We start from the raw sequence: 12,497 nt of genomic DNA, 5'->3' as shown, positions 1-12,497 counted from the left end.
GGAACCGGAACCGCTATCGAGGTGCAAGTGAATTGCTGTTGCGTTCCCTGTGCGGGTTGGTGAACTGTGGTTCGCTGCCTATTCCTTCGGGAAGCGATCGAAGAATCCGGAAGTGGGGAAATTTTTTTTGGGGAATTTTGCGGGAACAAAATGTTCTGAAAAGTTTTCAAAAAGTTCCCGCAATTCTTGATTTTTCTGAAAAATAATCGGGAACGATCGCCCTGTCTGGTTCGTCTGGGGAGCGACTGTTGGGAACCGGATTTTCAGGATCGGCTGGATGGCGATCGCATCTTGGCCAACGCTCCGGTGGAGTGATCGCTCAATCCGCCCAATCCCATCGGGGCGATCGGCTCGGGTTGTTTGGGGATAGCAATGGCGTGGGGTTGGGGCCTAAGGGGCGATCGAGCCAAAAGGAAGGCATCCCAGGCGGATTGATCCTGAAGGGCTGAGGAGATTGATGGGCGATCGATGGCCGATCGATCCCGTCCTTCGGTTAGGGATCATCAACCGCAATCCCCCCAAGCCTCCTGCCCATGCCTGGGGAATGCAGCTTAAGGCTAGGGTTTTCTATTAATAGTTTTCTGGTGGTTGCAGCTTAGAAATTTTATCTAATTAATTCAGTCAGTTTCTTGGTTTTAAGAGTTACTGAAAACAAAATCCAGTGGTTGGGTTGATTTTAAAAGCAGGCTTTGATAGTGACTGGAATTAGAACCCAGGAGCTTGATTCTTTTCAGTAAATCGTGGCCATGGGCTATTTTTCGATGGCTCCTCAATTAAGGACGTAACCAGTATCACCAGGTTCCCAAGGGCTGGCCCGGTTCCTCAGGACAATTAGGGTGATGCAGGATGATTAGGGCAATTTGGGAAGGTTCAGGCAACGGTTACGCCATCGGCCAGCCATTGATCGCAAGGGCGATGGCGCTCAGGATCCGTCCGACTCCAGCTCATCGGGGCCGCTGTGGATGTAGTCCCGCTCAAAGGCTAGTTTTTCGGCATATTCGCCCAAGGCAACGATTCGATCGAGATCGAACACATCAAAGACAAAATCCATCACCTCGGAATGATCGAGGCTGGGCCGCCGATAGTAGTGATTGCCGGATGGATCCCGCGTCACCACCCGTTCTCGAACTAACTTGTCGCGGATGGGGCGAATGTAGTGATAAAACAACAGGGCTTGGGTGGAATATTTTCCTTGCAGTTCAAAGAAGCGCTGCTGCTCCATGAAGCTCATGCAGAAAATCATGATGATGAGTTCAATGCCCACAATGAACTTCATCAAAAAGTTTAGATAATCGGGCGTTAGGCGCTCCGGAATCGTACCCGTGAGGATGTAATAACGATAGTAATATTCACGAATATCGTTTTCGCCCAAATTTTTCTGCAAGTAGAACCGCTTCAGCAAGCCTTGCACCCGTCGTCGCAAAAATTCCCGCGAGCGATCGGACAAAATGATGATTTCAAACTGAATCAGATCGTTGATGGCTTGGTGTTGTTGCTCGGGGGAAATGGCGGCAAATAGGGTGAGGGCATTGAGCAAAAACCGTCTTGTGCCCGCGTCCTTCTGCCCGAATTCTTCAAGGAATGATTCGGGCATGATTCGCGCCAGATCAAGACGGCGATTGGCAAAGTTTCTGCTCATGCGGGGCGATCGCCTGATTTCATACACCCGAGTCGATCGGGTGGGGGTTATGCTCCAAAATCTGATCCTTTGTGTCCTCAGGCCGGTTTTGTGGCCTGGCTGATGATGACGACTATCAGGCGCTCGATCGTGGCAAGGTTGCCCCTAGCCCCAGCGGCCATACAAATCCACCAACTCCCGGAGTCGATCGGCCATCCAAGGGGCAAAGGATCCCTCTAAACAGCGCCACTCCCAATTACTATCGGCCTGGCCGGGCACATTCATGCGGCAATCGCTGCCAAAGCCCAAGCAGTCTTGCAACGGAACGATCGCCCAGTCGGCCACCGAGGCCATGGCCATCCGGGTGAGATCCCACTGAATGCCATCGGGGCCCGCATAGCCAGCGTAGCGGATTACGCGCTGTTGCTCCTCGGGCGATCGGCCATTAAACCAACCCACCGTGGTGTCATTATCGTGGGTTCCCGTATAAACCACATAGTTGGGACTGCGGTAATTGTGGGGCAAATAGGGGTTACCGCTACCGGAGTCAAAGGCAAATTGCAGAATCTTCATGCCGGGAAATTGGAAGCGATCGCGCAGGGCTTCCACCTCGGGCGTAATAATCCCCAAATCTTCCGCAATCACTGGCAGCTTGCCCAAGGCCCCCTGCACCGCTTCGAAAAATGCAGCGCCCGGCCCCGGAACCCAGTCGCCATTGATGGCGGTTTCTTCCCCTTGGGGCACGGCCCAAAAGGACTCGAACCCTCGAAAGTGGTCAATTCGCACCCAATCCACCATGGTGAACAAATGGCGGAATCGGTTAATCCACCAGTGATAGCCCGTTTGGGCGTTGGTTTCCCAGTCATAAACCGGGTTCCCCCACAGTTGCCCCGTGGCGCTGAAATAGTCCGGGGGTACGCCGGCCATTTGAGCCGGATCGAGGGTGTCTGGATCCAGAGCAAACAACTCGCGATTGGCCCAAACGTCGGCACTGTCGAAGGAGACATAGATGGGCACATCGCCCACCAATTGCACGCCCCGTTCGTTGGCAGCGGTCTTCAGTTGTTGCCACTGTTCAAAGAAGACGAATTGTAAAAACCGTTGCAGGGCGATCGGCTCGGCCAGGGTTTGGCGGGCGGCGGCCAACACGGCCGGATCTCGCTGGGCAAATCCCACATCCCAACGGTTCCAAACAATTTGGCCAAATTCTGCCTTCAGGGTCATGAACAGGGCAAAATCCTCGAGCCAGGTGGCCTGCTCGGTGCAAAATTCCTCAAAGGCGGTGCGTTGTTCTGCGGTGGCATGAACTTGGAACCCAGCCCAGGCTTGGACAAACAGGCGATCTTTATAGGCCCGCACCGCCGCAAAGTCCACCCGATGGGGATTGAAATCGGGCACTTGTTCGAGGGCGGCGGCGGGCAGCCAGCCAGCTTCCACCAGGCGATCGGGGCTGATCAGCAACGGTTCCCCGGCGATCGCAGAAAAACTCATATAAGGCGAATTGCCAGCACCCACCGGCCCCAAGGGCAACATTTGCCACACCCGCTGGGCCCCCGCTTGCAACCAGTCACAAAAGGCAATGGCCTGGTCACCCAGATCACCCACTCCGTAGCGACTGGGGAGCGAAGTGGGGTGCAGCAAGATTCCGCTGAGTCTGGCCATGGGAATTGTTTAAACCATCCGGATCGGGTCGGAATGACTCTAACACAGGGTCAGTCTTGCTTTTTGTTGATCAGCGTTTGTAGGCTTGGTGCTCGGTTTTGTAGGCGTGGGGAAAGGGTTGATCGGGAATTGGCATACCCAAAAAAGGGCAGAGTTTTTCCCAACCATCCCCGGCGGGAATATTCATCACCAGCAGTCGATCGGGCGGAATTTCTGCCATCACCCGATCGTTATGCTCCAGATACTTCTTCTTATAAAGAAATTCGGTGGCGATCGCCGAGCCATAAACACAATTGCGCAGGTCGCGACGAAACTGTTGCGATGCACTTTCTTGCCAAAAGTTTTGCCAACCCACTTGCCAATCCGTCGGCCAAGGCCCATGGCTCAACCAGCGATCGAGCTGCCAACGCTGGGCAAGCTGGGCCCGAATCCCCAAGCTAGGTGACACGGGAAAGCGGTGATTGATGTGAAATTCCACACTGCGCCACCAGGCATCCACATCGCGCACGGTCAGGATGATTTTGCTGTCGGGATAGGCGGACGCCAACTCCCGATAAAAATAGGCGCTGGGCAAATCCGTCACCACATCCACATCGTCATAGCAGCGGAAATTGGGTTGGGTGACCTTGCCGCTGAGGATCTCGTTCAGGCGATCGCGATCGAAATGCAGCCCATACAACCCCAGAATCTGCAAAGCCGCATGAAGTGAAGAAGTGCCCGTTTTACTGAGGCCCGCGCCCAAAATTTTCATGGTTGTTGCAACTCTCGCCCTCGTGCGGTTTTGGCGGTGGCGATGCTTCCCTGATTTGGCCGTCGCCCTTTACAAAATCTCGGGGCAAAATCTCGGGGCAAAACCTCGGGAGTAGAAGGCATCCGGGTAGGGGCGTACCGCTGTACGCCCCCACGGATGTGGCTCAGAAAATCAGCCATTCCCGTCCCCAGCGATCGGGTGTGCCAACCAGGCCTAAGGCATCAACACCTTAGCCACCGTTTGCACATCTTTATCGCCCCGGCCCGAACAATTAATCACAATTTTGGGGCTACCTTCCAAGGTCGGGCAAAGTTTTTCCAGATGGGCAAAGGCGTGGGCTGTTTCCAGCGCCGGGATAATTCCCTCCAGACGCGACACCCGCTGGAAGGCATCCAACGCCTCCTGATCCGTCACGCTGTAGTATTCCGCACGTCCCGCATCCTTCAAGTAGGCATGTTCCGGGCCCACACCGGGATAGTCCAACCCAGCACTGATTGAGTGGGCCTCAATGACCTGGCCGTCGCCATCTTGCAGCAAATAGCTCATGGCCCCATGCAACACGCCCACCCGGCCCTTGGTCAAGGTAGCCGCGTGCTTTTCGGTTTCGGCTCCCTCGCCGGCCGCTTCCACGCCAATCATCCGCACGGTTGGTTCCGTCACGAACTCATGGAACAGCCCCATAGCATTGGAGCCACCGCCGACGCAGGCCAGCAAAATATCTGGCAGTCCGCCCCATTTGGCTTGGCACTGTTGGCGGGTTTCCTGACCAATGATGGCGTGGAAGTCGCGCACCATCATCGGGTAAGGGTGGGGGCCAGCCACGGAACCCAGGATGTAGTGGGTGGTTTCCACGTTGGTCACCCAGTCGCGAATCGCTTCCGAGGTGGCATCCTTCAGCGTGCCGGTTCCCGCTTCCACGGGTCGCACTTCTGCACCCATCAGCTTCATGCGGAACACGTTCAGGGCCTGACGCTCCATGTCATGGATGCCCATGTAAATCACGCAATCGAGGCCAAAGCGGGCGCAAACGGTGGCCGTGGCCACGCCGTGTTGACCGGCTCCGGTTTCGGCAATGATCCGCTGTTTGCCCATCCGCTTGGCCAGGAGGGCTTGGGCGATCGCGTTGTTAATTTTGTGTGCGCCCGTGTGGTTCAGGTCTTCGCGCTTCAGGTAAATTTGCGGGCCGCTGCCGTCGGGGCGGGCGTAGTGCTGCGTCAGTCGCTCGGCAAAGTAGAGCGGGCTGGGGCGACCCACATAGTCCTGAAGCAACCCTTGCAGTTCCGCTTGAAAGTCTGGATCGTGCCGATAGTGCTCGTAGGCCCGCTCCAACTCAGCCAGGGCGGGCATCAGGGTTTCGGGAACGTATTTGCCGCCGAACTGGCCAAACCGGCCGAGGGCATCGGGCACTTGGGCATTGAAGGTGGCGGAACGGAGCGGGGTTACGGTCACGACTAGCTGGGCTGAATTCAACACCTCCATTATCGCATTGGGCGCTGGGCTGACGATCCAAGGCCCCCGGTTAGGATTTCTGAGGATACAAATCATTTTGCAAAGGGGAAATTCTTATCTTGGGGGAAAGTTTTCCACAGGTTTTCCACAGAAGACCCCCAAGTTTTCCACAGAAATGACGGAGTTTTCCACAGGCTATGTCGCCAACGATACGGTTTGTCGTTCAGTTGGGGATTGTTTTGGACGATCGCCCGACTTCTCATAAAAGGCGATTTTTCATGACTTTATGTAAATTAAATGAGTAAAAATATGTGCTATTCAGAAAAAATTCTGAGTTTTTGAACTGGATCGCAATATTTCGCAGCATTGACATCGCCGGGAGCCTGGCGCACAATGTTGCCGCTTACCAATGTGGCTGGGGTTTTGCCGATGAGTGGCACAGTTAGCATCGTGGCGGAAATTCCTGAAGAACTCCACGAAGCCCTTAAGGATTATTTGGAAGTGCATCCCGACTGGGATTTGAACCGGGTGTTTGCAGCGGCGTTGTCGCTTTTTCTGTTGCAAAACGGGGAGAGCGATCGGCGGGTGTCGCGGGTTTATCTATCAACGCTGTTTCGCCAACCGGCTTAGGGGTTTTGGCTCGGCTTGGCCTGCGATCGGGCGATCAGGAAGGCAACAGCATTAACCATCGCAATCAGCCTTCAATTGAAAAGTTGAAGCTCCAGTGATAAAGCTCCAGAGATGAAACTCAATATTGCAGAGCCAAGGGAGGATCGAGTTATCCCTTGGCTCTATTCGTTTCTGATTGGTTTTAAACTGATTAGAAATTGGTCTATGGAACCGACGAATCAGATTCATTCGTCAAATTCAGCAAATTCATCCATCAATGATCATAATCGGGGTAATGACAGCAGTGATGACAACACTCATGACAGCACTCACGGCAGTGGTTGACTCCCCATTGCTCGATCGCCTGGGCTTGGAGTGGGGAGACTTTGCCCTTTGGTTTGGCGTAATTGGTGCGGTGTTGGGTGGCTCTTTAGGGATTATGATTTGGGCCTATCGCGGCCAGGGTAGCCGATCGATTTTGTTCACGGAGGCGGTTCCCTTGCCAACAGAGAACGGCGATCGAATTCCTAAGGCGATCGCGGCTTTCAATCAAGGACAAACGTTGTTTACGCAAGGGGACTACCGAGCAGCCGGTGAGCGATTTGCAACGGCCCTAGAATTAGCACCCAATTGGCCGGAGGCTTACCATAACTGGGGTCTGGCCTTGGCCAATTTGCTCAATGACAATGAAGCCGTTCCTCGGTTGGTGAAGGCGGGAGATTTATATTTAGAAAATCAGAATTTGCAAGGTAGCGCTCTGTTGCGACGGCATTTATCAGCCATGGTGGAACGCAAAAAGCAACGGCAAGCCCAACAGAAACTGGTGAATTAATAGTTAATTAACGGTGAGTTAACTAATGGTGAACCTTAGCCCGTAGGGTGGGCAATGCCCACCGAATCGTTATTTTATGACATCTGCAATCTGTCGTACCAATTGTTCTAGGCAAATGGTTCTAGGCAAAGGCTGGACAAGAAATTGCAGGATTTGAAGAATTTGAATTCTTGACATTCTTGGCATTCTTCGCAGTTTCAGAGTGCCAGCCAACTAAATAAAACTTCTGAGGTGAGGGTCAGCTCTCCAACAAATTCTGGAATGGGCAAGGGGCGATCGGGCATTTCTTCTAAATCAAACAAAAGTGCCTCTTGACCCGGCCGATAGATCATCACCGCTTTGTTTGCAGGATCAATAATCCAACCAGCGATCGTTCCGTGCTGAAAGCAATGGCGTAGTTTTTTAAACAATTGGGCATGGCTTTGATCAGGAGACAGAATCTCCACCACCCAATCGGGAGCCAGCAGAAATCGATCGGCAATTTCACCCGATTCATCTTTGGGAATCCGTTCCCAAGAAAAGACAGCAATATCCGGCACGATCGAGCGCCCATCAAAGGTGCAACGCAATTCGGTAAATGCACTGGCTGACTTTAAGGGTTCCGTTACTGCATTGATGAACGCAGTCAACTTGCTTTGGATTCGGCTATGTTTTCCTTTGGGCATGGGTTTTTGCAGGATTTGCCCGTCGATATATTCACTCGCTGGTTGGGTTTCTGGCAACTCCAAAAAGTCTGCCAGGGCGATCGGGGCGGTCAGGGTTTCTAGCATGTGAACATCACCGTGCTTGCAACCAATTGATTTATAACCAATTGATTTATTTTGACACCAGAATTTTGAGATGCAGAAAAGTGGGTTCAGAACTGGCCTGAACTGGTCTGAATCGTCTGCACAATCAACACTTCTGCACGATCAAAACTGTTGAACCTGGAGGGTGGCCATTAACCACCCCACACGTTGCTGCGATCAGCACTTGAAGGCATGACCCGATCGCCCGGTTACCCCCGGTTGCCCGAGGATGACCCCATCAACCCCATCATGGGCAGCCGATGGCTAGGCCGCGATCGGGAGTTTGGTGCTTAACAGCGCCTTCGCGGCCTGTTTGCCCGAGAGAGTTGCGCCCTCCATGCTGTCGATGTAGTCCTGCATGGTGTAGCTGCCGGCCAAGAAGAAGTTCTCGATCGAGGTCTTTTGGTTGGGGCGATAGGGATCCATGCCCGGCCCTTCGCGGTACAGCGATTGGGCCAGCTTCACCACCCCCGACCACACCAGATTCAGGCTGCGCGACGAGGGGAACAGGTCGTGGACTTGCTTGAGGACATGCTGCACCGTTTCCTCGTTGGACTTTTTGATGAACGGGTCGCCGGGAGTCAACACCAATTGCAGCAGGGAGCCTTGGCCCTCGCGGTAGTAGTCTTTGGGGCTGGTGAGGGCCAAGTCCGCGAAACAAGAAAAATCCGCATCGGCCGAATAGAGCAAGTTATCCAAGCCCCGTGCTTTGCTCAGATCCTTCATGGCTTCGGGATCTTGCATTTCCGTGACCCAGCCATCGAACCGCAACTGCACCGTGGCCACGGGCACGGCTTCCAGCTTATAGATGTTGTCGAATTCGGGAATTTTGCGCCAGGATTCCGGCAACAGGCGCTGAATTCCGGGGATGTCGCAGGCGGCCACGTAGGCATCGGCCGTGATGCGCTCGGTGGCTTCCCCGTCGGCCACATCGAGGCCCGTGACGCGGATTTCGCCGTTGCTGCTTTCGGTGTATTGCACTTCCCGAATGCGGCGACGCAGGTGAATTTTGCCGCCCCGATCGGTGATGTATTTCACGATCGGCTTGTGCAAATATTCATCGGGCGAGCCGGCCAGCATCCGCAACACCGAAGCTTCGGTCTTGGCGGCGAAGAATTGGAAGATGGTGAGCATACACCGCGCCGAAATATTTTCGGTGTCGATGAAGCCGAGGGCGTAGGCGATCGGGTTCCACATCCGCTTCAAGCTGCCGTCGGAGCCGCCGTGGCTGCGAAACCAGTCGGCAAAGCTGACCCGATCCAGCTCACGGATCGTTTTCATTGCGCCCTTGAAGTCCACCAATCCCCGGACGATCGGGCTGGTTCCCAGGGCGATCGAGTTAGCCAGCTTGTCGGCAACCGACAGTTGCGAAGTGGTGAAAAAAGCCTTCAGACCGTTGAAAGGGGCCCCGATCGGGAAGCGAAAATCCAGCTCGCCCAAATTGCCACCCCGATTCACGAAGGTGTGGGTATGCTCCTTCAGCAACAGATTTTCAAAGGCTCCCACCTTTTTCATCAAGCCAAACAGGTTTTCATAGCAGCCAAAGAAGACGTGCAAGCCCATCTCCACATGGTTACCGTCTGCATCAACCCAACTGCCAACCTTGCCGCCAACAAAGTTGCGGGCCTCAAAGATTTCCACTTCATGGCCCGCATCGACTAGATCCACGGCGGTGGCTAATCCGGCTAATCCGGCTCCCACGATCGCGACTCGCATGGCTGCCTCAAATCCTTCTGTGCATCGGGTGAGTAGGGGCGATCGGGCGGCGGGTTCCTGGAACGGTTAACCCAACTCGATCGCTCAAAATATTAACGGATTGTAACATCGCCGTTGCCCGCTTCCGTCGCCCCTAGGCCTTCTCCCTTGCAATTTGAGCCTGCACTGCCGATCGGAGCAAATCTTCCATGCTCAACACATGGATATCCCACAACCGCATCAGATCTAATGGATCAACCATGCCGCGATTCTTGCCCGTGGCTCCCTTAAACACCGCCACCGAGCAGCGATTTCCCGCCGCCTTGGTTCGTTTGTGCCAGTCTTCAATCAATGCGAGATCGAACGGGTCATCTTGCCAATAAACATTCACCCCCAGCAAACGACCTTGCGCCGTGTAAAGCACCAATAAATCGTAAGCCTGATCAAACTGGTCATAACTCGACATTACCCCCATCGCGATCGGGCGATCTTGACTCAGCACTTCATCAATCAACGCCTTGGCCTTGGGTTGGGAGGTTTGCAAAGCCAGTAGCGGGAAACTCTGGGGCGATCGCTTCGACGACTGAGCAGCAGTCTTTCCAGCAGCCTTCCCAGAACCAGCTTTTTTCTGCTGGCCTTCCTGCACCGAACCGCCACCCGTCAAACTATTTGGCGTGAAGGGATAGTCCACCAAGGGCGATCGAAAAGTATCCGGGATCATGTCATAGGTCACCCGAGGCAAATTGGTTTCCAAATTGACCAACGTTCCCTCCGGCAACCAATCCATCTCAATTTCCTGAGAATAGTGGCGTGAACCCGATGACAATTGTTGAGACGATGCCGATTTCAGCGCCCTGGGAACATAGCCAGGATTCAAATTAGGATTGCCCAATCCCAGAGGAACATCCCGTCCCGATGCAAGGGACAGCAATTTTTGGATCTGCTCCAAAGCGGCCATGCCCTCCGCATCCTCATCCAAGTCATCCATAAAATCGGGCATCAGCAAATGAGCCGCCAGGGATTCCGGATCCGCAACCGATTCCAGCAATCGCAGGGTCACGTCAGGGCGCGTCTGAATCGTGACAGCAATGTTGTCCTGTTTACGCTTCTGGCCAGGATTAGGATTCGCTAAGGGATTCAGAATCCGAAATTGGTTTTTGAGGCTTGGGAAATCGTCAGCATCGTAAAGGATTTTGTTGTTGCGCTTGATGAACTGATTGAGCGCTTCCAAAATTACGACCATCACCATCAATTCATCATCTGATAGATGATCTCGCATTCCTTCAAGGGGATGAATGCTGCCCAATTCTGGCCAAGCCGATTCACTCAGAATGGGGCTTTGGGAGGATGGTGCTTCGCTCTCTTCAAGATCATTGAAGGTGAGGAAGAAACAATCTTGATTCAGAAAGATCTCTTCCATCTTGTGCGGTTCTGCTCGATGGGGACTGCTAATGATATCTTTGCGGAATTTCTCCAACGATTCCAGCGATCGATAGAGCAACAATCCCAGCTCCAACCCCTCCATGCCCAAAGTGGATAGATAGAACTGGTGTGGCTCATCCAGCTCAAATTTAATTTCCACCACTTCGTATTCAGCCAACAACATCCAAGGGGCCGATCGCCAGGTGGCCCGAATTGCTTGAACCAGCCGTTTGGCGTGGGGCGAATCCCAAATGTCTCGCACTTCCAATTCTGGGTTATAGGCTTCCAGCGATTGCACCACATCATCAACCAGAGGCAGCTTCGCGCCGTATTCCACCTTGATGTCTAGCCCTTGCAGTGCGCCGCGCAGGAAAAATTGCAATTCTCGGTTGCAAACCACCAACCGCTGGGGCCGTCCCGGCGGCTGTTGTCCTCGGGGTTGTTCAATGGCCTGCAGCAAAACCCGCACCACCGCTCCGAAACCCGCCTCTTCTGTCACCGGCTCCAAAGCGCGCAACGAGGGTTGACTAACATCCATCCACAACACACAGAGCCTTTGGGCATCATGGTTTGCGCGGGTATTGAGGGCACGGCTATGAACCGGTCTCAGGTCTCCCTGCCAAGTGGTTCGCAACAACGGAAGTTGTGTTAACCGTTCGATCGTCGCCTTTGGCAAACTTTGCATATCCCAGATCCCCAACAACACAGCGCATTGGAAAGAGCAGTGCGCACCCCATTTTCACGTTCTGACACAGCTTTTCCAGTTCCATTATCGCAATTCTTCCCAACTAGCACTTGCCAAACCCAGCATCAGCGCTAGCCTGACGAAACGGTGGCTTAACCATACGGTAGGTTTTAGGGGCGGTTGTGATGTCTTGGGATTAGGCAGGAACGGTTGATTTTCCGTGCCCCGATCGTCGCAACAGGGGGCTTAAGGGCCTTGGCTTTCAAGAACCGTTAGCGGTGGAATCAGGGTTTCAGAGGATTTGACGACAGACCCTACGGTGGGGTGATTGTGCTGTGATTTCCTGCGGCGGGCTGATTTTACCGTGGTTATTTTGCCGTGGTTTCAGCCCAGAGCATTCAGGAAGAGGACGATCATTAGATGATCGTTAAGTGATCGTCACATCGCCAGAACCTATAGCCTCCTGGAATTACTGAAAATTAGCTGGAGGAGTTGCTTACAATAGATTTCATCAGATTTCATCGATTTCACAGATTCCGCGAAACTCTGGGGCCTTCCTCCACGGAGCCATCCCCAGGTAGTTGCTAGTCCCAGCCCTTTGAACCCTATGACTACTTCAACCATTCCCGCCAAGCAAGGCATTCAAATTAGCGAGTCGGCCCGCCAACACCTGCTCAACCTGCGCCAGAGCCAAGGCCAAAGCGACCTCTGCTTGCGAGTTGGCGTTCGGGGAGGCGGTTGTTCGGGTTTGTCTTACACGATGGACTTTGAGACGGCAGCGAATATTCGCCCCGATGACGATGTGTTTGATTACGGCGATTTCAAGGTGATTTGTGATCCGAAAAGCTTGCTGTATCTCTATGGTTTGGAACTGGACTACAGCACGGCTTTGATTGGCGGCGGGTTCCAATTCCGCAACCCGAACGCTACCCAAACCTGCGGCTGTGGGAAGTCTTTTTCGGCCTAGTTGGGATTGAACCTAACTG

General features: G+C 53.7%; 12 protein-coding genes. 5 read left to right on the top strand and 7 right to left on the bottom strand.

The window, feature by feature from the left end; translation table 11 throughout:
* Nucleotides 1-186: 186 nt before the first annotated feature.
* Together H6G53_RS18980 and H6G53_RS11185 are read left to right on the top strand one after the other, a co-directional pair.
* Complete coding sequence (locus H6G53_RS18980) at nucleotides 187-315, top strand: hypothetical protein (RefSeq protein WP_255512359.1); 129 nt, start codon at nucleotides 187-189, stop codon at nucleotides 313-315.
* On the top strand, nucleotides 312-449 hold the full coding sequence (locus tag H6G53_RS11185; protein WP_190353448.1) for a hypothetical protein: 138 nt from the start codon (nucleotides 312-314) through the stop codon (nucleotides 447-449). The genes H6G53_RS18980 and H6G53_RS11185 overlap by 4 nt, the downstream gene beginning before the upstream one ends.
* Before the next feature lie 473 nt (nucleotides 450-922).
* On the opposite strand, the gene H6G53_RS11180 is transcribed toward H6G53_RS11185, so the two are convergent.
* The 4 genes from H6G53_RS11180 to trpB all read right to left on the bottom strand — a co-directional run bounded on the left by H6G53_RS11180 (nucleotide 923) and on the right by trpB (nucleotide 5,480).
* On the bottom strand, nucleotides 923-1,594 hold the full coding sequence (locus tag H6G53_RS11180; RefSeq protein WP_199309216.1) for a hypothetical protein: 672 nt from the start codon (nucleotides 1,592-1,594) through the stop codon (nucleotides 923-925).
* 189 nt (nucleotides 1,595-1,783) lie between these two features.
* Nucleotides 1,784-3,280 carry a 4-alpha-glucanotransferase gene (gene malQ, locus H6G53_RS11175; RefSeq protein WP_199309215.1) on the bottom strand — a complete coding sequence of 499 codons (1,497 nt, stop codon included), beginning with the start codon at nucleotides 3,278-3,280 and terminating at the stop codon, nucleotides 1,784-1,786.
* A gap of 70 nt (nucleotides 3,281-3,350) precedes the next feature.
* Nucleotides 3,351-4,031 (bottom strand): sulfotransferase family protein, encoded by a 681-nt coding sequence (locus tag H6G53_RS11170; protein WP_190532929.1) that lies wholly within the window; start codon nucleotides 4,029-4,031, stop codon nucleotides 3,351-3,353.
* A gap of 213 nt (nucleotides 4,032-4,244) precedes the next feature.
* Nucleotides 4,245-5,480: a tryptophan synthase subunit beta gene (gene trpB, locus H6G53_RS11165; RefSeq protein WP_190353450.1), complete on the bottom strand. Its 1,236-nt coding sequence runs from the start codon at nucleotides 5,478-5,480 to the stop codon at nucleotides 4,245-4,247.
* A gap of 429 nt (nucleotides 5,481-5,909) precedes the next feature.
* Between trpB and H6G53_RS11160 the strand changes: the two genes are divergently transcribed.
* Together H6G53_RS11160 and H6G53_RS11155 are read left to right on the top strand one after the other, a co-directional pair.
* Entirely contained in the window at nucleotides 5,910-6,110 is a 201-nt protein-coding gene (locus tag H6G53_RS11160) for a DUF2811 domain-containing protein (protein WP_099532685.1), read from the top strand.
* 298 nt (nucleotides 6,111-6,408) lie between these two features.
* The gene (locus H6G53_RS11155) at nucleotides 6,409-6,921 is read left to right on the top strand and encodes a hypothetical protein (protein ID WP_190532926.1); all 513 of its coding nucleotides are present in this window, start codon (nucleotides 6,409-6,411) and stop codon (nucleotides 6,919-6,921) included.
* Between the two features lie 197 nt (nucleotides 6,922-7,118).
* On the opposite strand, the gene H6G53_RS11150 is transcribed toward H6G53_RS11155, so the two are convergent.
* The 3 genes from H6G53_RS11150 to H6G53_RS11140 form a co-directional block, all read right to left on the bottom strand.
* Entirely contained in the window at nucleotides 7,119-7,691 is a 573-nt protein-coding gene (locus tag H6G53_RS11150; RefSeq protein ID WP_099532659.1) for a Uma2 family endonuclease, read from the bottom strand.
* 282 nt (nucleotides 7,692-7,973) lie between these two features.
* Nucleotides 7,974-9,425: a 9,9'-di-cis-zeta-carotene desaturase gene (gene zds, locus H6G53_RS11145; RefSeq protein ID WP_190532923.1), complete on the bottom strand. Its 1,452-nt coding sequence runs from the start codon at nucleotides 9,423-9,425 to the stop codon at nucleotides 7,974-7,976.
* 133 nt (nucleotides 9,426-9,558) lie between these two features.
* A complete protein-coding gene (locus H6G53_RS11140) occupies nucleotides 9,559-11,511 on the bottom strand; it encodes a hypothetical protein (RefSeq protein WP_190532920.1) in 1,953 nt (650 codons plus the stop codon).
* A gap of 607 nt (nucleotides 11,512-12,118) precedes the next feature.
* Between H6G53_RS11140 and H6G53_RS11135 the strand changes: the two genes are divergently transcribed.
* On the top strand, nucleotides 12,119-12,478 hold the full coding sequence (locus tag H6G53_RS11135; RefSeq protein ID WP_099532656.1) for an iron-sulfur cluster assembly accessory protein: 360 nt from the start codon (nucleotides 12,119-12,121) through the stop codon (nucleotides 12,476-12,478).
* The last annotated feature ends 19 nt before the right edge of the window (nucleotides 12,479-12,497 follow it).

Origin of the sequence: Limnothrix sp. FACHB-406 (assembly GCF_014698235.1) — a bacterium.
Lineage (GTDB): Bacteria > Cyanobacteriota > Cyanobacteriia > CACIAM-69d > CACIAM-69d > CACIAM-69d.
The sequence above is the reverse complement of the archived record's forward strand: the minus strand, read 5'-3'. Positions and strand labels throughout refer to the sequence as shown.

Bases quoted from the DNA above. Each gene is read 5' to 3' on its own strand.
- H6G53_RS11180 (WP_199309216.1), bottom strand. From the start codon at position 1,594: ATGCCCGAATCATTCCTTGAAGAATTCGGGCAGAAGGACGCGGGCACA.
- malQ (WP_199309215.1), bottom strand. From the start codon at position 3,280: ATGGCCAGACTCAGCGGAATCTTGCTGCACCCCACTTCGCTCCCCAGT.
- H6G53_RS11170 (WP_190532929.1), bottom strand. From the start codon at position 4,031: ATGAAAATTTTGGGCGCGGGCCTCAGTAAAACGGGCACTTCTTCACTT.
- H6G53_RS11160 (WP_099532685.1), top strand. From the start codon at position 5,910: ATGAGTGGCACAGTTAGCATCGTGGCGGAAATTCCTGAAGAACTCCAC.
- H6G53_RS11155 (WP_190532926.1), top strand. From the start codon at position 6,409: ATGACAGCACTCACGGCAGTGGTTGACTCCCCATTGCTCGATCGCCTG.
- H6G53_RS11150 (WP_099532659.1), bottom strand. From the start codon at position 7,691: ATGCTAGAAACCCTGACCGCCCCGATCGCCCTGGCAGACTTTTTGGAG.
- zds (WP_190532923.1), bottom strand. From the start codon at position 9,425: ATGCGAGTCGCGATCGTGGGAGCCGGATTAGCCGGATTAGCCACCGCC.
- H6G53_RS11140 (WP_190532920.1), bottom strand. From the start codon at position 11,511: ATGCAAAGTTTGCCAAAGGCGACGATCGAACGGTTAACACAACTTCCG.
- H6G53_RS11135 (WP_099532656.1), top strand. From the start codon at position 12,119: ATGACTACTTCAACCATTCCCGCCAAGCAAGGCATTCAAATTAGCGAG.